This window comes from Candidatus Thiodiazotropha sp. AKAK3, from assembly GCF_058244645.1.
The window spans coordinates 40,001-59,422 of record NZ_JBSYOQ010000063.1; the positions used below are offsets into that span (position 1 = coordinate 40,001).

The 19,422-nt window shown below is 47.8% G+C and carries 14 protein-coding genes, 1 tRNA gene and 2 rRNA genes (1 of these 17 running past the window's edge); 16 read left to right on the forward strand and 1 reads right to left on the reverse strand.

The window, feature by feature from the left end; translation table 11 throughout:
* From AC4IE7_RS16535 to AC4IE7_RS16610, 16 genes are all read left to right on the forward strand, one after another.
* Nucleotides 1-2,340, forward strand: a 23S ribosomal RNA gene (locus tag AC4IE7_RS16535) (it extends 546 nt beyond the left edge of the window).
* Nucleotides 2,341-2,447: 107 nt separating this feature from the next.
* Nucleotides 2,448-2,563, forward strand: a 5S ribosomal RNA gene (gene rrf, locus AC4IE7_RS16540).
* A gap of 226 nt (nt 2,564-2,789) precedes the next feature.
* Nucleotides 2,790-3,302 carry a hypothetical protein gene (locus AC4IE7_RS16545; protein WP_490777964.1) on the forward strand — a complete coding sequence of 171 codons (513 nt, stop codon included), beginning with the start codon at nt 2,790-2,792 and terminating at the stop codon, nt 3,300-3,302.
* 2 nt (nt 3,303-3,304) lie between these two features.
* A complete protein-coding gene (locus AC4IE7_RS16550; RefSeq protein ID WP_490777965.1) occupies nt 3,305-5,116 on the forward strand; it encodes a M61 family metallopeptidase in 1,812 nt (603 codons plus the stop codon).
* A complete protein-coding gene (gene birA / locus AC4IE7_RS16555; protein WP_490777966.1) occupies nt 5,106-6,086 on the forward strand; it encodes a bifunctional biotin--[acetyl-CoA-carboxylase] ligase/biotin operon repressor BirA in 981 nt (326 codons plus the stop codon). Before AC4IE7_RS16550 ends, birA begins: the two co-directional genes overlap by 11 nt.
* A gap of 8 nt (nt 6,087-6,094) precedes the next feature.
* The gene (locus tag AC4IE7_RS16560; RefSeq protein ID WP_490777967.1) at nt 6,095-6,823 is read left to right on the forward strand and encodes a type III pantothenate kinase; all 729 of its coding nucleotides are present in this window, start codon (nt 6,095-6,097) and stop codon (nt 6,821-6,823) included.
* A 136-nt stretch (nt 6,824-6,959) separates the two neighbouring features.
* A complete protein-coding gene (locus AC4IE7_RS16565; protein ID WP_490777968.1) occupies nt 6,960-7,778 on the forward strand; it encodes an SPOR domain-containing protein in 819 nt (272 codons plus the stop codon).
* A gap of 43 nt (nt 7,779-7,821) precedes the next feature.
* Nucleotides 7,822-7,897, forward strand: a tRNA-Thr gene (locus AC4IE7_RS16570).
* Nucleotides 7,898-8,273: 376 nt separating this feature from the next.
* Entirely contained in the window at nt 8,274-9,908 is a 1,635-nt protein-coding gene (locus AC4IE7_RS16575) for a FecR domain-containing protein (protein ID WP_490777969.1), read from the forward strand.
* A 4-nt stretch (nt 9,909-9,912) separates the two neighbouring features.
* On the forward strand, nt 9,913-12,426 hold the full coding sequence (locus AC4IE7_RS16580) for a putative bifunctional diguanylate cyclase/phosphodiesterase (RefSeq protein ID WP_490777970.1): 2,514 nt from the start codon (nt 9,913-9,915) through the stop codon (nt 12,424-12,426).
* Between the two features lie 106 nt (nt 12,427-12,532).
* Nucleotides 12,533-13,450 (forward strand): cation diffusion facilitator family transporter, encoded by a 918-nt coding sequence (locus AC4IE7_RS16585; RefSeq protein WP_490777971.1) that lies wholly within the window; start codon nt 12,533-12,535, stop codon nt 13,448-13,450.
* 147 nt (nt 13,451-13,597) lie between these two features.
* Nucleotides 13,598-13,909 (forward strand): 50S ribosomal protein L21, encoded by a 312-nt coding sequence (gene rplU, locus AC4IE7_RS16590; protein WP_490777972.1) that lies wholly within the window; start codon nt 13,598-13,600, stop codon nt 13,907-13,909.
* Nucleotides 13,910-13,918: 9 nt separating this feature from the next.
* On the forward strand, nt 13,919-14,176 hold the full coding sequence (rpmA, locus tag AC4IE7_RS16595; protein ID WP_490777973.1) for a 50S ribosomal protein L27: 258 nt from the start codon (nt 13,919-13,921) through the stop codon (nt 14,174-14,176).
* A 221-nt stretch (nt 14,177-14,397) separates the two neighbouring features.
* Nucleotides 14,398-15,471, forward strand: coding sequence for an Obg family GTPase CgtA (cgtA, locus tag AC4IE7_RS16600; protein ID WP_490777974.1), 1,074 nt, complete (start codon nt 14,398-14,400; stop codon nt 15,469-15,471).
* A gap of 56 nt (nt 15,472-15,527) precedes the next feature.
* Nucleotides 15,528-16,652: a glutamate 5-kinase gene (gene proB / locus AC4IE7_RS16605; RefSeq protein WP_490777975.1), complete on the forward strand. Its 1,125-nt coding sequence runs from the start codon at nt 15,528-15,530 to the stop codon at nt 16,650-16,652.
* A 110-nt stretch (nt 16,653-16,762) separates the two neighbouring features.
* Complete coding sequence (locus tag AC4IE7_RS16610; protein WP_490777976.1) at nt 16,763-18,592, forward strand: SLC13 family permease; 1,830 nt, start codon at nt 16,763-16,765, stop codon at nt 18,590-18,592.
* Nucleotides 18,593-18,670: 78 nt separating this feature from the next.
* Here AC4IE7_RS16610 and AC4IE7_RS16615 read toward each other — a convergent pair whose 3' ends face one another.
* The gene (locus AC4IE7_RS16615; RefSeq protein ID WP_490777977.1) at nt 18,671-18,895 is read right to left on the reverse strand and encodes a YgaP-like transmembrane domain; all 225 of its coding nucleotides are present in this window, start codon (nt 18,893-18,895) and stop codon (nt 18,671-18,673) included.
* Between the last annotated feature and the right edge of the window lie 527 nt (nt 18,896-19,422).

Here is a 19,422-nt window from a genome sequence, read left to right on the forward strand (position 1 = left end):
CCTTTTGTATAATGGGTCAGCGACTTACTTCTCAGTGGCAAGCTTAACCGAATAGGGGAGGCGTAGGGAAACCGAGTCTTAATAGGGCGTTCAGTCGCTGGGAGTAGACCCGAAACCGGGCGATCTATCCATGGCCAGGGTGAAGGTGCGGTAACACGCGCTGGAGGCCCGAACCCACTTATGTTGAAAAATGAGGGGATGAGCTGTGGATAGGAGTGAAAGGCTAATCAAGCCCGGAGATAGCTGGTTCTCCTCGAAAGCTATTTAGGTAGCGCCTCGCGTCTCACTCCAGGGGGTAGAGCACTGTTTCGGCTAGGGGGCCATCCCGGCTTACCAAACCGATGCAAACTCCGAATACTTGGAAGTGCAATCGCGGGAGACACACGGCGGGTGCTAACGTCCGTCGTGGAAAGGGAAACAACCCAGACCGCCAGCTAAGGTCCCTAAATCATGGCTCAGTGGGAAACGATGTGGGAAGGCATAGACAGCTAGGAGGTTGGCTTAGAAGCAGCCATCCTTTAAAGAAAGCGTAATAGCTCACTAGTCGAGTCGGCCTGCGCGGAAGATTTAACGGGGCTTAAGCCATGTACCGAAGCTGCGGATGCGTGTTTACACGCATGGTAGAGGAGCGTTCTGTAAGCCTGCGAAGGTGTGTTGTAAAGCATGCTGGAGGTATCAGAAGTGCGAATGCTGACATGAGTAACGATAAAGGGGGTGAGAGGCCCCCTCGCCGAAAACCCAAGGTTTCCTGCTCAACGCTAATCGGAGCAGGGTTAGTCGGCCCCTAAGGCGAGGCAGAAATGCGTAGTCGATGGGAATCCGGTTAATATTCCGGAACTACTTATTATTGCGATGGGGTGACGGAGAAGGCTAGGTCATCCGGGTGTTGGTTTACCCGGTTTAAGCGTGTAGGGAGTCAGTTTAGGTAAATCCGGACTGGCAATTCTGAGACGTGATGACGAGTCTCCATGTGAGACGAAGTGATTGATGCCATACTTCCAGGAAAAACCTCTAAGCTTCAGATAATAAGTAACCGTACTCCAAACCGACACAGGTGGGTAGGGTGAGAATCCCAAGGCGCTTGAGAGAACTCTGGTGAAGGAACTAGGCAAAATAGTACCGTAACTTCGGGAGAAGGTACGCCCTTGGTATGTGAAGAGACTTGCTCTCGGAGCAGAAGAGGGTTGCAGTGACCAGGTGGCTGCGACTGTTTATTAAAAACATAGCACTCTGCAAACTCGAAAGAGGAAGTATAGGGTGTGACGCCTGCCCGGTGCCGGAAGGTTAATTGATGGGGTTAGTCCTCGGACGAAGCTCTTGATCGAAGCCCCGGTAAACGGCGGCCGTAACTATAACGGTCCTAAGGTAGCGAAATTCCTTGTCGGGTAAGTTCCGACCTGCACGAATGGCGTAACGATGGCCACGCTGTCTCCACCAGAGACTCAGTGAAATTGAAATCGCTGTTAAGATGCAGTGTACCCGCGGCTAGACGGAAAGACCCCGTGAACCTTTACTACAGCTTTGCACTGGACTTTGAATATGTTTGTGTAGGATAGGTGGGAGGCTTTGAAGCGAAGACGCCAGTCTTCGTGGAGCCAACCTTGAAATACCACCCTGACATATTTGGAGTTCTAACCTCGACCCGTTATCCGGGTTAGGGACAGTGTATGGTGGGTAGTTTGACTGGGGCGGTCTCCTCCCAAAGAGTAACGGAGGAGCACGAAGGTACCCTCAGCGCGGTCGGACATCGCGCAACGAGTGCAAAGGCATAAGGGTGCTTGACTGCGAGACAGACAAGTCGAGCAGGTACGAAAGTAGGTCTTAGTGATCCGGTGGTTCTGTATGGAAGGGCCATCGCTCAACGGATAAAAGGTACTCCGGGGATAACAGGCTGATACCGCCCAAGAGTTCATATCGACGGCGGTGTTTGGCACCTCGATGTCGGCTCATCACATCCTGGGGCTGAAGTCGGTCCCAAGGGTATGGCTGTTCGCCATTTAAAGTGGTACGCGAGCTGGGTTTAGAACGTCGTGAGACAGTTCGGTCCCTATCTGCCGTGGGCGTTTGAGATTTGAGGGAAGCTGCTCCTAGTACGAGAGGACCGGAGTGGACGTATCTCTGGTGTTCCGGTTGTCACGCCAGTGGCATTGCCGGGTAGCTAAATACGGACAGGATAACCGCTGAAAGCATCTAAGCGGGAAGCCCCTCCCAAGATTAGATCTCACTTGTCTCTTGAAGACACTGAAGGGCCGTTGAAGACTACAACGTTGATAGGCTGGGTGTGGAAGTACAGCAATGTATGAAGCTAACCAGTACTAATTGCCCGTGAGACTTGACCATATAACACCCAAACGTTTTGGGTTTGGTTCGAGCAAACGCATACTCAATAAACTTAAGCGATCTAACCGAATGCGAGTCGTCCCAGCTGGGGCGACTCCAACAGTTTGCCTGGCGGCCATAGCATGTTGGTACCACCCGATCCCATCTCGAACTCGGAAGTGAAACGACATAGCGCCGATGATAGTGTGGGGTTTCCCCATGTTAAAGTAGGTCACTGCCAGGTTTTTATGTAAAAACCCCGTATCGGAAACGATACGGGGTTTTTTTTTGCTATAAAGCGTAAAATCCTAGCCAACAGATTCATTAGTCTTAACAGGCCCTAATATCATCAAATGCTCATAGCCCTTGTTCTACTGATTATCGGATCGTCGTTACTTATACTCTCTGTGCGCCAAATTATTATACAAAGGCGTCTAATGAGGGGAGGTGTTAGTGGTGTATTTGGATCCATGTTTGTTTTTTCAGCAACAATAATTTTTTTGCTTCTATTAAATCTTCAAACTTATATTCAGTTAACTAAAGAAGTTGAGTTGGTAGAGGTGATGGTTTCTGAGATTACAGATCAGGGAGCCAGTGTAAATCTGACTATTGATGGTAGAGAAACAAACTATCTTATATCAGCGGATGAGTGGCGAGTTGACGCCAGATTTATAAAATGGAAACCCTGGTTTACTGTGCTTGGTAAAGAGCCCATTGTGAGATTAGAGACACTAAGTGGAAAGTTGTATCGGAATAGCCAAAAAGATCAACAGACATACCATCTTTCATCAGAAATCGTTCAATTGGATGGTCTGTTATCATACCTGATAGATCGGTTTGGAATTTTAGATGTGATGTATGGCAGTTCGGTCTACATGCCAATAAAGAAAGGCGCTCGCTTTCGGGTTAGTGCAACGCACTCTGGACTGATTGCTCGTCCTGTCAATGAACAAGGTCGTATGGCTGTCCAAGACTGGAATTGAGAATGATTTACTACAAAATCCGACTGAAATCTCCGCAGTCACATACTTTCGAAGTCGAAATCACCATAAATAACCCGGATCCTTCTGGTCAGGTCGTCTACCTTCCTGCATGGATTCGCGGAAGTTATTTGATAAGGGATTACGCCAGACATATCACATCTATTCAAGCGTCATGCAATAAAGCGCATGTTGAGTTGAAAAAACTTGATAAACAGACTTGGCAAATTGAGCCTGTAGAGGGTGCGTTAACAATTCGATATCTTATCTACGCATGGGAACTGTCAGTGAGATCAGCTCACTTTGATATCAATCACGCTTATTTTAATGGTCCAGCAGTTTTTTTAGGGGTAAGTGGGCAAGAGCAAAGCCGATGCTCGCTGGAAATAGTAGCGCCAGAAGATCAACAACTACTGGGCTGGAATGTCGCTTACCCGTTAAGCCCTGAAAGCTGTAACGAATCGGGTTTTGGGACATACATAGCTACAGACTATGAAGAACTAATCGATTGTCCGGCAGAGATTGGTCACTTTTCCGAGAGTGAATTTGAGGCAGCTGATTGCAAACATCGATTTGTTGTAAGTGGTACTAAAAGGTTTGATCATGAGAAGATTTGTAACGATTTACATTTAATTTGTAAAAAACAGGTTGAGCTATTCGGAGAACTTCCAACCACAAATTACCTCTTTTTATTACGTCTGGTCGATAACGGGTATGGCGGACTTGAACATAAAAGTTCTACCAGTTTGATATTTCCCCGTGATGAAATACCTCCAAAACGAATTAAGGAGAATTCTGCAGGATATAGAAGGTTGTTGGCCCTATGCAGTCATGAATATTTCCATCTTTGGAATGTAAAACGCATTACGCCAAAGGTATTTACTGAGCAGAGCACACTTCACGAAGTTTACACGCGCCAATTATGGGTTTTCGAGGGTATTACCTCTTACTATGACGAGTTGATGTTGCTCCGTAGTGGCGTCATTGAGCGGGACGAATACTTCATAATGTTAGCTGAGACGGTGACTCGGGTAATGCGTGGTAGTGGGCGGTTTAAGCAGACACTTGAAGAATCCAGTTTCGATGTTTGGACCAAGTTTTATAAACAGGATGAGAACGCCCCCAACGCAATTGTCAGCTACTATGCAAAAGGTGCTCTATTTGCTTTGATACTTGATCTGACGATTCGTTTGCAGAGTAACGGTGCCTCATCACTTGATCAGGTAATGCGTGAGATGTGGTTACGCTATGGAAAAACCGGTAAAGGTGTACCTGAAAATGGTTTTGAAGAGGTCGCTACCGAGATAACATCGTTGGATCTCAAGCCACTTTTTGATTTAGGACTTCGTTCAACAGCTGAGTTACCCCTTAGAGAGTGTCTCGAGTTGTTTGGTGTAGAGTTGAAACTGATGCCGGCAAAGTCGCAGGAGGATAAAGGTGGCATAGTTCGTAGATCCGAAGCTGATCCTGGTGTCACTCTTGCGATTGGAGCGAAATGGACAGATAAAAATGGGGTAATTCGTGTAGAGCAGGTATTTGATGGAGGCGCAGCACAAAATAGTGGGTTATCAGCTGGCGATGAGATTATCGCAGTAGATGGACTTAGGGTAAATGCCAAGCAACTTGAAAGATATATAGCCGACACTGACCTGGGTTGCACTATTGAACTTCATCTGTTTCGACGTGACATGTTGATGTCTATCCATCTGCAGCCAACAGAAGCGCCGCAAGATACCTGTTATTTTAAACTGACCGATGAGGAAGATACAGAGGCGGCAAATCGACTGACAGCATGGTTGATGGGTAATGTCAGATAATTTTGACTTGGTTAAAATCATGGCGGATGGGCGCTTCCACTCTGGTGAAGAGCTGGGGGCTAAGCTTGGTGTTAGCCGTGCTGCAGTTTGGAAAAAACTACAACTCGTGAAGGACCGCTATCTTCTTGGGATCGATGCTGTTAAAGGTAAGGGTTACCGGCTCAGTGAGTCCCTTGATTTACTGGATCGTGAAAAGATAATTGAACGATTACAACAATCAAATCCAGGCACTCTACCTTCACTGAATATTCACACTACAATCGATTCCACCAACAGCTGGCTTATGCAACAGGCTGCTTTGGGGATTGAGTCAGGGTCTGTCTGTTTGGCTGAGCAACAAAATGGCGGTAGAGGTCGGCATGGCCGCCAATGGGTATCGCCTTTTGGCAGAAACCTCTATTTTTCCATGCTGTTTCGTTTTGACCTTGCTCCGACGCAAGTAGCAGGACTAAGTCTGGCATCGGCAATTGGTGTTTTACGACTGTTACGTCAACTGAATTGTTATCAAGCAGGGCTTAAGTGGCCCAATGATATTCTTTGGCAGGGAAAAAAGTTGGCAGGACTGCTGCTTGAGGTGTCAGGTGAAACCAGTGGTCCGTCTCAGGTGGTTGTGGGTGTCGGTCTCAATGTTGGCATGGGTAGCCTGGGAGAAGAGATAGATCAGCCCTGGAGTGATTTACGAGAGATACCTGAAATTGCAGCCTGTAGCCGAAGTGAACTTGCTGCCAGTTTGACAATTCACTTAAGTGACATTGCGGAACAATATAGAGCTGAAGGGTTGCGAAGTTTTATAGATGAGTGGCATGCCAGTGATCTGTTTATGGGGAAAGAGGTGGTAATCCGCAGTGCCAATCGTGCCCAAAATGGTCAGCACCTCGGTATCGATGACTCCGGAGGAATCCTTATTCGGATCGAGGGGGAGCCCCGTTGTTTTCATGCTGGTGAAGTCAGTCTAAGGAGAGCCGGATAGGTCTTGTCATGAAGCTTTTTGTTGATATTGGCAATACATTGATCAAATGGGCTAGTGAAAAGGATTTGCAGTCTCAAGTTGTTCATCGAGCAAACTCTCAAGAGTTACCCGAGGCAATTGATACCCCATGGTCTGATATGGCTGAACCTGCGGAAGTGCATATTGCCTCTGTCAGACAGCAGAAAGTGGTCGATAATTTAACCTCATGGATCACTCGGCATTGGCAAGCTACCGTGCGGATATCAGAAACAGTGCAGCAGGAATTAGGGGTAGTCAACGGTTATGCTACACCTTCGCAATTGGGAGTGGATCGCTGGCTGGCTCTACTTGCTGCGCGCAGAATCTGTAACAGGCCTGTGATTGTGGTGGATCTGGGCTCGGCAACTACGATTGATGGCATGGATGATAAAGGATGCCATTTGGGTGGAACCATAATCCCTGGATTGCAACTTTATGCCAAGTGTCTTGATCTTAATACAGATCTTTCCATAGATAACAATCACTTGAATTTAAGTGAATTTGCGACTGATACCGCAACAGCCGTTCAAAGTGGTGCTATGCTGACACACCTATGCATGGTAGAAAGGTCACTGCTGCGTTTGCAGGAAATTTGTGGTGGTGGCGTGGAATGCATTCTTACCGGTGGAAATGCCCATCAATTGTCTGAATATCTTATGATTGCTCACCAGATCGTACCCGATCTGGTTTTACAAGGCTTGGCCTTACAGTCGACTTAAACCTAAAAGAATCAGTTGACCGCTCCATTCTAATAGCAGGTTCCTGATTTTTTTGAAAATAGCTGCGACGGTCTTGGTCACCTGTTGGGTGAATCACGCTGCCCAACTGATCTTTTTAGGTTAAACAAACTGACTTATGAAATGGTTCTTCTTTATTCTGATACTGATTAATCTTGGCCTGTTTCTGTTGATTTACCCTCAACAGCAGGAGGTAGAGATATCATACGCTACGACTGATGTAGGCGAGTTAAGACTTGCAAGTGAGCTTAGTCAAAGCGCTACGGTCGATGAAACAGATACTGTGAAAGATGAAGAGGCGATGCAAACTATGGATAGCAAAGCCGACCCTGAAGCTGAACAAACCCAGCCTGCTGACGCTGCTGTTGTTGAGGCTCAATCTCAGGCTGAACTGGAGCTGGAAGCTGATAAGCCCTCGGAAACAGCTGATGTTGCAGTTGAGCCGGAAATGGTCACCACATCTGATGTGGTGCCACGCTGCGCCATGGTTGGGTATGTGGAAACCAGATCGGCGGCGGAAGAGATATCTGTTCGCCTCCGCGCACTTGGATTAAAACCTGAACTTCAATCGGAAACGCGTAATGAGCAGGCCGGGTATTGGGTACTTATTCCGCAACAAGCTACCCGCAGGGAGGCGGTCAAGATAGCGAAAAGGTTGGAAGAATCCGGTGTTTCAGACCTGTGGCGCTTTACCAGTGGTGAATTGGTGCACGCCATCTCCCTGGGACTGTTCCGGGATGAGGTTCGTGCAGGGGATCGAAAACGTGAAATCGATGCATTAGGGTTTGAATCGGTTATTCAACCTCGATACCGGGAAAAAACCAATTATTGGCTCAGGTATCAGGCAAACGACCCTACTGGAATCAGTGATCAAGACTGGTCCAGACTGGTGAAAGATTTTCCCGAACTGGTTTCTAAGGCTGTTGAGTGTCGTTAGGATTGCCAGAGAGAGAAGAAACGCTTAGAATTCGCACTCCTTAGCCGGCGTAGCTCAGTTGGTAGAGCAGCTGATTTGTAATCAGCTGGTCGGGGGTTCGAATCCTCTCGCCGGCTCCATTTTTCCTTAACCTGCGTAATTGCAGGCGCTCAGCGGGATTGTGTAACCTTGCGCTTTCCCGAATATCGATCCTTTTGATCGAATTCCTTATCGATTAGCCCGGTTTTATCATAAATCTAAATTTAACTGATTTAGGGCGCCATTGTGCTGTCGATGTCTAAATTTTGTTTGCTCTATGGAAGCTTGGTGACTCATTTCGACCTGGATCGGGTGGAACCTAACCGTTATTCTGCACTTTCATGATTTGGATGAGCTGTCAGTGTATTGTGTTTGGTATAGACTTATTGCATAAAGAACTTTATTCGAATTCATGATCTGGATTCCTGATGGGCGTTCAACAATATCGCTAATCTTGGGACAAAAAGGGGAAGTCCATTGCTGAAGCGAATCTCATTATTAAAATCTGCACTTCTCTTTATGTTGCTCTCCATGCCTGTACACTCTGCAGATTGGGTATATACAGTCGTCGATGGTGACAACCTGTGGGATTTCAGCACCAAGTACTTAGACAGTGTGATGAGGTTCGAACAGCTTCGAAAGCTGAATAACATCAAGAACCCCAAACGCTTGCAGCCCGGCAGTTGGCTTAGGGTCCCGATGAAGTGGATTCGTAGCAATGCAGTTCCTGCACGAATCGAATTGATTGGTGGTCAAGTCAAAATTACCCGCTCAGATGGAACAGCTCTGAATGACCTCAAGCCTGGTGCTTTGATCCATTTGGGGGATACGCTGAAGACAGGACAAGATAGCAGTGTTGCTATTGTCTTTGCTGATGACACAAGGTTGACACTGCACAGTGATGCAGAGATGCGCTTTGACCATCTCAGTGCCCATGGTGAGACAGGGATGGTTGATTCAAGACTGCATCTGGGTCGCGGCCGTATACAAACCAGAGTAAAACCTTCCGAAGGTCCTGGATCACGTTTTGAAATTCATACACCATCTGCAATAACTGCAGTTCGAGGTACAGCTTATCGTGCGGCTGTCAGCCTGGATGGAGAATCCTCTAACATTGAGGTTCTGGAAGGGGATGTGGTGGTCAGTGGCGCTGAAGAGCAAGCGCTGGTTAAAGCCGGGTTTGGTACCCAGGTAACTCAGGGGCAGCCACCAATACCACCGCGAAAACTATTATCACCACCCAAACTGAATGAAATTCCCGAACCTCTCAGAGAGTTGGATTGGCAACTTGGCTGGCAAAAGCTCGCGGGGGCTAAAAACTACCGGCTAGAGGTCAGTGATAATCAACAATTGGATATTCTGCTCTGGGAACAGGTCGTTACTGATCATCAGCTTAGCCTTCCGGATCTACCAGATGGAGACTATTGGGTAAGCGTTCGAGGTATCGATGCAGATGGGCTGGAAGGCAGTAACACGGTTAAGAGGCTTATTCTTGACAGGCATCCTCAACCACCGCAATCACTTAGCCCGGCTGATGGAGAGATGTTGCAGGGAGGCGATATTGAGCTGAAGTGGGATAGGCCCGACTATGCGAGTGGTTATCTCCTGGAAGTCGCAACGGATCAGGCTTTCGAGGATATTGTCATTAAGAGGGAGGTTGAAGATGTCGATCATATCAAACTGACCGATATATCCGAACCGGGAACCTACTATTGGCGTGTTGCTGCGAAATCAGATAGTGGAGAGCTGGGGCCTGCCGGAATCGTTCGTTCATGGCGTCTCAGATCTGAACTGGAGCCACCTGGTGTCACTATGGTGGTTACTGAAGAGCGAGTTATGGGCTCCTGGCAACAGCTAGATTCTGATCATCGTTATCATGTTCAGATAGCTCATGATCCAGACTTCAACCATCTTGAACTTGATCAAGTTGTCTCGAAAAATGAGATTGAAATCGAACATATCTATAGTCAACTACGCTATTTGAGAGTCTGTGTAGTAGACGAGGATGATTATCAGGGGCCATGGAGTGATGTCCACAAGATCGACCCTCTGCTTGGTATAAGCGTTTGGATAGTTCCTGCAAGTCTGATTTACGGTTTGCTGTTTTTGTAGAGGAATGTTCAAGCACTTTTTCAATAAAGGAAAAGTCAGTCAGGTTATCCTGGCGGTAGCTTTAGTTGTCTGTGCCAATGTACTCATTGGTAGTGCGGCAATTAAGCGCCTCGACTTTCTGTTTTACGACTACTTTCTCAATCTTCTTGATAATCATATCAGTGATGAGTTGGTGGTAGTCGCCATTGATGATAAGAGTCTAGAGGAGCTTGGTCGTTGGCCCTGGTCCCGACGTTTTCATGCTGAACTGCTTGATCGTTTGACAGTTATGAATGCACGGGTTGTTGGATTTGATGTGCTTTTCTCTGAAGCTGAACGGAACGATCCTCAGGCCGATCAACTTTTTGCCGAAGCAATTGCAGCAAACGGGGTTACCGTACTTGCTGTGGCACCGAGTAATCCTCTGTCAGGCATTTCGATTTCAGAGGTGCTGCCGCTTCCCATACTTGCATCATCTGCAGCTGGTTTGGGACATGTTGATTTTGAGATCGACAGTGATGGGCTTTGCCGTAGGTTTTTCTTGCATGCTGGACTGGATGATGCCCGTTGGGCAACATTTTCTTTAGCGCTTATGAATGTGGCAGGTGAGCAGATTTCTCTGCCTGGTATGATCAATAAACGGTCACCAATGAGCAGTGAGTCAAGTTGGCTGCGCTCCGGAGAGTTTTTAATTCCTTATGATCCAAGTCCGGATACAGTTGAAACCATTTCTGTTCATCAACTGCTCAATGATGATGAAATTGCATCGAGGATTGAAGGTCGGTATGTATTGATTGGCTCAACTGCTACCGGTCTGGGTGATGTTATTTCTACACCAGTATCCCAGAGTCATCAGCGCATGCCAGGGGTCAGGTTGAATGCCCATGTGCTGAGTGGTCTCTTGAATGGCAGCTTATTGAGAGTGATGGATCATGGATATCATCTGCTCCTGACCTTGATCATAACAGGGGTGATTGCTTTGGTGCTGTCTTCAACCAGGTTTCCTCTGTCTATTGTTCTATTTCTGATTGCGATTGTTGGTCTACCCGCTCTATCAGGGCTTACCTTGTCTCTCAGCCAAGTCTGGTTTGCCCCTGCTGCCTCGATTGTTCCACTACTTATAGGCTTCCCGCTATGGGGGGTCTGGCTTCATCTGCATGAGAGACAGGTTAACAAGTCACTGAACATCAGAATGTATGATCAGGCTATGCACCATGCTGTAACCGGCTTACCTAATCAATACGCATTGGATGAATATTTGAGAGGCTTGAGCAGTTCGGGCTCTGATGATTTCAAGTGCTCTGCATTGATGATTGTGCATGTTAAATGGTTGGGCTCTGCTGGCGGAATCATCGGCGGAGCAGCTGGTAATCAGTTATTACAAGCGATTGCACAGCGGATTCGTGATGTGGTGCGAAGCGATGATCTTGTTGCTCATCTAGGTGGTGATGACTTCGGTGTTTTAGTGAATGGACTTAATGACCTGGAGTCAGCGCACTTGATTGCGAAAAATCTTCTTGCTGTATTACAGCAACCTATGGTGTATGAGGGTAACTCTGCTTTTCTCGGGCCGAGCATAGGATTGAGTCTCTGGCCTACCGAAAGTCAGGATGGAGAGAGTTTATTGCGTGATGCCAATATGGCTGTGTTTCGTGCGCGTATGCAGAATTCAGATTCCATCTGTCTCTTTTCTGAGCAGATAGCTAAAGAGGTTAAAGAGGGATCTCAGTTGGAACAGGCGCTTACTTATGCGATTGAGCGCAGTGAATTCGAGGTCTACTACCAACCCCAGGTAGTTACCGGTAACGGACGTATTTTTGGAGTTGAAGCGCTCATACGTTGGCATAATCCTGAGTTAGGTCTGGTCTATCCCAGCGCTTTTATTCCGGTTGCTGAACATACTGGATTAATTCGTTCAATCGGTTTGTGGGTGTTACGCACGGCTTGCAAACAGGTGCAACAGTGGAATCATGAAGGCTTCGGGCCTCTACGTTTGGCTGTTAATCTCTCACCAGTGCAGTTCAGTGACAAGAACCTGGTGGCTGAAGTGCGTAGATCTCTTGATGACAGCGGGCTTGATCCCAGGTTTTTAGAATTGGAGGTCACTGAGAGTACAGTCATGCAAAATCTTGATGAGGCAAGATCTGCTATGCATCTGTTGAAGGAAGAGGGTGTACAGCTTGCAATCGATGACTTTGGTACAGGCTACTCATCATTGAGTAATCTGCAACATTTTCCTTTTGATCGTATCAAGATCGATCAGTCTTTTACCCGTGAGTTTCAGGATAATGAAAGTGTAAAAGAGATTACTATGACAATCATTGAAATGGCGAAACGTTTAAAACTTGATGTCATTGCTGAGGGTGTTGAAACTGAAGCTCAAGCAGAAAACTTACGCCAATATGGTTGTGATGCTCTACAAGGATTCTATTTCAGTCACCCTCTGCCTGCATCTGAATTAACCACGATATTTTCCGGGCGGGTTGCAAACAATACCTCTCACACAGAGTTTAATGTTCAGAATAAATCCACTCGATGATCTCTTAACGTTTTTTTTAGCTGACGGAACTCCCTGGGTGCTGAGAAAGGATATACTCTGCGTCGCATTGATCGGCTTATTGGCTACCTGTTGAAGGAGTTTGGTTGTGGCATCTGGTTCTAAAAAAGTTATTTTCGCAGCATTGGCTGGTAATTCATTGATCTCGATTACCAAATTTGTCGCTGCATTTTTTACTGGTAGCTCTGCAATGCTATCCGAGGGCATCCACTCCCTTGTTGATACCGGGAATCAGGGGTTACTGCTGTATGGCATGGCCCGTGCTGAAAAACCGGCGGATGAGGCTTTTCCTTTCGGCTATGGCAAGGAGATCTATTTCTGGAGCTTTATCGTTGCGATCCTGATTTTCGCACTGGGTGGCGGTATTTCTATCTATGAAGGGATTAAACATATTCAGCACCCGGAACCGATCAGTAACCCGATAATAAACTATGTGGTACTAGGGTTGGCCATGTTGTTTGAGGGGGCAGCCTGGCTATTCGCCTTCAGGGAATTCACCAAGGTGAAAGGTAAATGGGGATATATGGAGGCGGTTCAAAGGGCAAAAGATCCCTCTATATTTGTTGTTTTGTTCGAAGATACGGCAGCACTGCTGGGACTTATTGTGGCATTTTTAGGCGTTATGCTGGCGCAGATGACCGGATTTCCGCTTTTCGATGGTTTGGCGTCGGTAGTAATCGGCTTAATACTTGTGGGAACAGCGATATGGCTCGCCTATGAGACGAAGGGTCTATTAATTGGAGAGAGTGCAAATCAGCCTGTGATTCAAGGTATTAAGGCAATAGTTGCTGATAAAGAGAGCGTGGATCACGTGAATGAAGTACTCACCATGCATATGGGGCCGGATTTTGTGTTGGTCAATCTCAGCGTGGACTTTAAGGATCATCTGACCGCTGACCAGGTTGAGAAGTCGATAGCAGAGATGGATTTGGCGATTAAAGCAGAATTTTCCCAGATAAAACGGATATTTATCGAGGCTGAAAAGCGTGCCGTCGCTCAGGCTTAAAGCGCAACAAACAGGGTTAGGGTAATTTCAGTAGAATTGATACACGCTTTGGGTTGACCCATTGAAAGTGTACGGGTAGAATTCCGGCTCTTTACCTCGCCAGATGTCTGGCTGGGGGAATAACGGGATATTTCGGGGATTAATGCAATGTATGCGGTAATTCAAACCGGCGGAAAACAGTACCGCGTTTCTGAAGGCGATACCATCAAAGTCGAAATGCTGACTGCTGATGAGGGCGCTTCGGTGGAGCTGGATAAGGTTCTTATGATCACCAATGGTGATGATGTGAAAGTCGGTACGCCCTATGTTGAAGGCGGCAAGGTAACGGCTACTGTTAAATCCATTGGCCGTGGCAAGAAAGTGAAGATCATTAAGTTTCGTCGCCGCAAGCACCATATGAAACGTCAGGGACATCGTCAGTGGTTCACTGAGTTGCAAGTCACTGGCATTAGCGGTTAGGAGAGAGAGATGGCTCATAAAAAAGCAGGCGGTAGTACACGTAACGGCCGCGATTCGGAATCCAAACGTCTTGGCGTCAAGATTTTCGGTGATCAGGCTATAAAAGCTGGAAATATCATCGTTCGTCAGCGTGGCACCCAGTTCCATAATGGCGTAAATGTTGGCATTGGCAAGGATCACACCCTGTTTGCCAAAGCAGACGGTACCGTGAAGTTTGAAGTCAAGGGCCCTCGCAATCGCAAATATGTGAGCGTTGTTACCGACTAGTATTACTACGGAATTAACGCTCAAAAGCCTCGTCTGTGTACGAGGCTTTTTGCGTTTTAGTGCACTGTCTCTAACTCAAGCGTGATATCAGAGGCTTGCACTCTTTCCAAGGCAAGGCGCGATGCGCCAACAATGGCAGCTCCTTGTCAGGCAGCGCAACTCAGACGATGGCCTGGCGTCACGCGGATTTCACGCATTAGTATGAGACAGTACATCAGCCTATGAAATTTGTAGACGAAGCCAAGATAAAAGTTATTGCCGGAGACGGGGGAAATGGTTGTGCCGGATTTCGGCGCGAGAAGTATATTCCCAAAGGCGGGCCTGATGGTGGTGATGGGGGCAATGGCGGCAGTGTTTACCTGATTGCCGATAGTGGCCTCAACACCCTGGTGGACTTTCGCACACAGAGAACCCATAAGGCAGAGCGTGGCCAGAATGGCATGGGCCGTGAACGTACCGGTCGAAAAGGCAGTGATCTCAAGGTGCGAGTACCGGTGGGCACACGTATTCTGGATGACGAAACCGGGGAGTTACTGGGTGAGCTGCTGGAGCACCAGCAGAGTATGCTGGTCGCCAAAGGAGGTGAGCGGGGAATAGGTAATGTGCACTTTAAAAGCAGCACCAATCGTTCGCCACGGCAATTTACCTATGGTACTGAAGGTGATCGTCGGGAATTACGCCTGGAGTTGATTCTATTGGCGGATGTTGGTCTGTTGGGAATGCCGAATGCGGGTAAGTCGAGCCTGATCAGCAAGGTTTCCAGTGCCCGGCCCCGTGTAGCGGATTACCCCTTCACTACCCTCTATCCCAATCTCGGTGTTGTCAGTCTCGGTCATGATCATAGCTTTGTCGTGGCTGATATTCCTGGTGTGATTGAGGGTGCAGCAGAGGGTGCAGGGCTTGGATTGCAGTTTCTCAAGCACCTCTCCCGTACCCGTCTGTTGCTTCATCTTGTAGATATTGCACCATTGGATGAGACCATTGACAGTGCAGCTGAAGTTCGTCAGATTGAAAAGGAGCTATCGCGTTATTCTGATGAGCTTTCAACCAAAGAGCGTTGGCTTGTGCTGAATAAAAAAGATCTGCTGATGGCAGATGATTTTGAAGAGAGAAGTCGCAATCTGTGTCAGGCATTGGCTTGGGAAGGGCCGGTTTATGGCATCTCAGCAGTAAGTGGTGAGGGTACAAAGCAACTTGTATCGGACCTCATGTTACGACTCGAGGAGATTTGGCGGGTAGAGGAGCAGCCTGCTGAAGAAGATGATGATGCTGAGTGGGATCCACTGCAAAGCTGATAGCAGAATCACTCATGGGATAGTCGATTAACTTAAACCACCATATCAGGTAGCAAATGATTTCCCGGGAAAAGATCACCAGTTCGAGGCGCTGGGTTATAAAGATCGGTAGCGCACTACTTACTGCTGACGGTAAGGGTTTATCCCATGAATTACTCTCTGCATGGGTTGAACAGATGTCTGCACTCCGGCATGCCGGTAATGAAGTGGTGCTGGTATCGTCTGGAGCAGTCGCGGAAGGTATGAGCCGAATGGGTTGGCGAAACCGTCCTCATAATCTAAATGAACTGCAAGCGGCAGCAGCCATTGGTCAGATGGGATTGGTACATGCCTGGGAGGCGGGATTCCAAAAATATGATCTGCATACGGCTCAAGTTCTGCTGACCCGGGATGATCTTGAAAATCGTTCCCGCTATTTGAATGCGCGCAGTACCCTTCGTACCCTGCTTGAATTGGGTGTGGTTCCTGTGGTCAACGAAAACGATACGGTAACAACCGATGAGCTTCGTTTCGGAGACAACGATACCCTGGCTGCTTTAGTGGCAAATCTGATCGAGGCTGATCTGTTGGTGTTGTTAACAGACCAGGAGGGTCTGTTTGATGCTGATCCACGCTTCAACCCTGATGCCTCTATGATCAATATGATGCGAGTCGATAATCCGCAACTCGATGTTGTGGCAGGGGGCAGTGCGAGTGGGCTCGGTTTGGGGGGTATGGTAACCAAGGTACGGGCTGCAAGGCTGGCTGCTCGTTCCGGTACAGGTACGATTATCGCATCGGGTAGAACTCAGCATGTTCTAGATGCCATTTCCCGAGGAGAGGAGGTTGGTACACTATTGGTGCCTGTTCAAGAGAGGCAGGCGGCAAGAAAACGCTGGTTAGCTGGTCAGCTTCAGCCGCGAGGAAGCCTGACTCTGGATGATGGTGCGGTACGTGTGTTACGGGAGCAGGGGAGCAGTCTGCTGGCGGTTGGGGTCTGTGACGTTAAGGGAGATTTTGGGCGTGGCGAAGTTGTGGTCTGCATTGATCTTGCAGGAAATGAAATTGCCCGGGGTCTGGTCAATTATAATGCCCAGGAGACGATGCGTCTGAAGGGTATACCCAGCAGTCGCATTGAAGAGGTTCTGGGGTATGTGGATGAGGATGAGTTAATACATAGGGATAATCTGGTATTACTGTAAGAGGATGGTTGATTGCATTAGAGTTAGGCTTTAATCGACCCCTTTTCAGGCTTCCACTTGCTTCTGATGAGTGGATCGAAACAATTCAATAGCTGACTCCTGGAATCCATGTGATCTGGCAACCCTACTTTGTCTTCGCCCTAATACTTGTCGCGATAATCCTATTCTTTAGCGGTCGTGTAAGACTCGACCTGACTGCAGCTTTTGTAATTCTTGCTCTGGCGCTTTCCGGTGTGGTTACACCTTCCGAAGCTATTGCTGGCTTTGGTGATCCACTGGTGATGATGATTGCAGGGCTGTTTGTTATTGGGGAGGGCCTGCATCGAACCGGTGTGGCGGCGTGGGTTGGGCAGCGCATTGCTACCATAGGACGAGGTAGTGAGTGGCATCTGATTCTATTATTGATGCCAACAGTAGCGATTCTTTCCGCATTTATGAGCTCTACTGGTGTGGTGGCAATTTTTATTCCTGTGGTTATAAGTATGGCCCGTTCTGCTGGCTTGGCTGCACGTAGATTGCTGCTGCCTCTAGCCTTTGCCTCGCTCATTGGTGGTATGTTGACGCTGATTGGTACACCGCCGAATCTTGCAGTTAGTCGAGCCTTGGTGGATGCCGGCATGGAAGGTTTTGGCTTTTTTGACTTTGCACCTATCGGTGGAGCAATCCTGCTTGTTGGTATTGTCTACATGCTGACTCTGGGGAGGCGACTATTACCTGGCGGAAAGGTAGCTGAAGGTGAGTTGGCAAGGCGGAGCCTGCATGACATGGCAGAGGAGTACGGTATTACGGAGGGACTGCACCGACTGCAGGTTCGTACTGGATCACTCCTTTGTGATATGACTGTGGGTGAGGTTGGATTAAGAAGAAATTTTGCTATTACCGTAATGGCAGTGGAGCGACATGGCGCGCTATTGACTGCTTTGAAGCCGGTTTTGATCGGCACTCGCCTGCGTCAGGGTGATGAACTATATGTAGTGGCACCCCAGGCATTAATAGATCGCCATGCAGATTATCTGGGGTTAAGTGACCTGGGTTTTCCCTCTGGGCTGCGCAGGCGTCTACAGGGCCAGTTCGGTATGGCTGAGGCTTTGGTGGTGCCAGGGTCACCGCTGGTTGGCAAGACCGTCAGAGAAGGTAACTTCCGCAACCGTCAGGGTCTGACTGTACTCTCGATTCGACGGGCTGATCAACCAATGGCGCTCGATTTTGATCAAACCAGGATGGAGGCGGGCGACATGATGTTGCTTGCCGGCCCTTGGGAAGCATTGGAGCAGATGAACGGCCCCAGGCGTGATCTGGCGTTGCTGGAGCTGCCTCAGGAGATAGTTGAGCGTACTTGGCATGGAAACCAGGCACCCTGGGCTGTATTGGTCACCTTTGGTATGTTGATTGTAATGACCCTTCAGCTTACCTCTAATCTGGTGGCAGTGATGTTGGGTGCCTTTGCCATGATAGCAACTCGGTGTGTCAGTATGGATGAGGCCTACCGGTCAATGAACTGGCAGAGTCTTGTGTTGATTGCAGGCATGTTACCCCTGGCGCGTGCTTTAGAAGTGACCGGTGGTTCGGGCATGATGGTCACTAGCCTGGCAGGGTTTTTCCATGATATGGGACCCAGGGCGGTACTTGGCGGGCTGTTTCTGCTTACCTCACTGTTTAGTCAATTTATCTCCAATACGGCAACTACAGTATTGATTGCACCCATTGCACTTAACCTTGCACTTGATATGGGACTCTCTCCAGCGCCGTTTTTAATGACAGTCGCGATCGCAGCTTCCACAGCATTCGCGACACCCGTGGCCTCACCGGTAAATACATTGATACTTGGTCCAGGTAACTATCGCTTTAGTGATTTTCTGAAGATTGGTGTTCCGCTCCAGGTACTGGCATTGATTGTTACCTTGGTCATGGTGCCATTGATCTTTTCAGTCGAAACTTAGACCACCATAGTTTTCCTGATAGAAAACGATAGCAGTTCGCGGTGTTGAATCACGATGTCAATGGCGCCACGAATGGATTCAGGAGCCAGAATCCATTTTTCCAAATAGACTCCCAGTGGGTACTCCCATAGCTTTTAGCAATGCTGGGAGTGGGCAGAATTTTGTGAGGGGGGCCTGGAATATCATGAAGCCTACAAACATAGCAGCATATAAAAAAATATCGACTTGAGTCGTTAGGTAAGCTGCAACGGTAGCCATAATCAGAATACCAACAATAGCAAATGTAATTTTCTCTACAGTCATCTTGATAACTCCTTAATGTTAAAAAAACGCGGTGTGATCGTCCTCACTAACTTCATTCTATAAATCCTGAGATAGTAGTCTGGAACATTTGTTACACACGGACGCTACTGGCTGAAAAACAGTTCGGGTGATTCTTTTAAAGAGGTGATTGGTATGTATAAATAACTGCGAGCTGAAACATAATATGACTTAGAAATGCATCCTTTCTCCGCTCTTAAAAAAACGGTAGGGTGGGGCCCTGCCCCACCAAGTAAGGTGAGTGACAGTTTGAGGTTTGATCCAGTCTTTAGTATTTTTTACTCAAGCCTTTTGCCAGGGCAAAGCCCCGCCCGTTGCGGGCAAAGCCTGTTTTTTGTCCTTAAGTGTAAATAACACAGAAACCATGATCAGATAGTAGCCACAAACTATAGTGAGCAACATTTCAAGTCACTTTCTCCATTGACGGTGGAATATCTACCGCCTCTTCAAACCTTGAATCGTCCAACATGAGACTCCAGTTCTGAAGCCAGGGCCTGCAGTTCAAGGGT